The 1,692-nt window shown below is 35.5% G+C and carries 1 protein-coding gene; it reads right to left on the bottom strand.

What is annotated here, in order from left to right; genetic code table 11:
* On the bottom strand, positions 1-1,692 hold a 1,692-nt coding region (locus tag ACZQCL_RS03665; protein ID WP_482481867.1), incomplete at both ends, for an alginate lyase family protein.

Below are 1,692 nucleotides of genomic sequence, written 5' to 3'. Positions count from 1 at the left end.
TTGTTTCTTGTGTACGACAAATACTTTGCAATGGAATGGTTCACCATCTAAGAATAATACTTTCTTTCCTTTATAGATTTCCTTATGGAATATGGCTACACTATAAGATTCATCTTCTGAAAGTATAAATTTTTTAGTGTGTACAATCGTATTATCTAGTTTTGTATCGTTGTTTTGAAGAACGAAATCATCTTTTGCTTCAATCGCTTTATCCACAAAACAAATGCATTGTTCGAAATGATTCGTGAAATCTTGTTCAAAATATAAAACATCATGCTCTAATTCTTCATTATAACGAAGGGAACATGGCTCAATATGCTTTGTGTATGGAATGTTGGATACAATTTTTAAACCTTTTAAATCACTAGCATCTGGATCTAAATGAAAACGTGTAACAGCATGATGGCTACCATCTTCTTTTACTTCATCAACAATCATCCATACACCTACATCAAGGACAATCACTTTTCTTGTCCATACCTGTAACGGATCATGTCCTAATAGTGTACCTTCATAGTAGTGAATGCCATCTTTATGATAGACATAATTCTTTAATGGAACACCAAAATCTTCATATCCCCAACTATCCTTAGGTACACATGAGCAATGTTCATCTACAATCACACCATTATGACTTGCCATAGATTTTAAGTGTACTCTTAGTGGATGATCTTCACGATATGTTAATCGTCCTGCATCAATACATACAGGATTTCCCTTATAGTAAATGGATACATGTAAGTTATCGCTATGTCCATGTCCACTGCCTAATGATCCGTTAGTAAACATGGTAAAGTTAGCATCTTCTTTCCAAGAACTCCTTGATGTATACATACCGCTATCTTTTCCATCAAAGTTAAGCTCGTTAGATTCTGTACTTTGCATTTCCAGATAGATCTTGGCATTTTTAGCTCCTAATGTATATAAAGATTCCATGTCAAAAGTATGAAATGCGATCGACTTCCATGTGGGTTCATTAAATAAGAAGCTAGCACGTGTCATGACATCTTGAATATTACTGCGATCTGTATCCCCGAATGTTTCAATTTCTTTATGAGGGGTAGCCTGTAAGAAGATGGCTCTAGCCAAAGCATGAATTTGTGGCAATTCTTGTTCTGAATAATACATAGCTTTCATGCAGTAATTTAAGACTTCAATATGATACATCGTGGATTGTTCCCAATGCATGCCATCTGGATACACTTGTGCTTGGATTTGTCTTTTCCATTCATTGAATGCCCAAGCATAGATATCACTTTGTTCTTCAATCATAGGTAATATGCTGATCATAGCACATGTTTGAATGCTTCCCCAATTTGATGTTATGTATTTTGGAATGTAATGCTCTTTTAAATACGCACACTGATCCAACATGGATTTGGCAATCGTAGTGATTTCTTCATCACTTAATAAACTGTTTGCGTACAAATAAGGTAGGGCTTCAAAGAAGTTCATTAAACGAATGCCTGTATCGAGTGTTCTTGTGCTTGGTTCTGGTTGAATTGTTGGATGGGCTTCTATCCAGTTTAAAATGAGTGTTTTGGCATATTCAATATGATCCGAAAGAACCAGATAGTTTAGGTAGTCCATGCGATTGAGCATGAAGCACCATTCTTCATCATCGTTTAATTGTATGTTCCAATCTAATGTTTCTAGCTTGTAAGGAATTTGGCAGCGTTCCATGTCCCATGG

The organism is Holdemanella sp. (assembly GCF_056804935.1).
The sequence above is the reverse complement of the archived record's forward strand: the minus strand, read 5'-3'. Positions and strand labels throughout refer to the sequence as shown.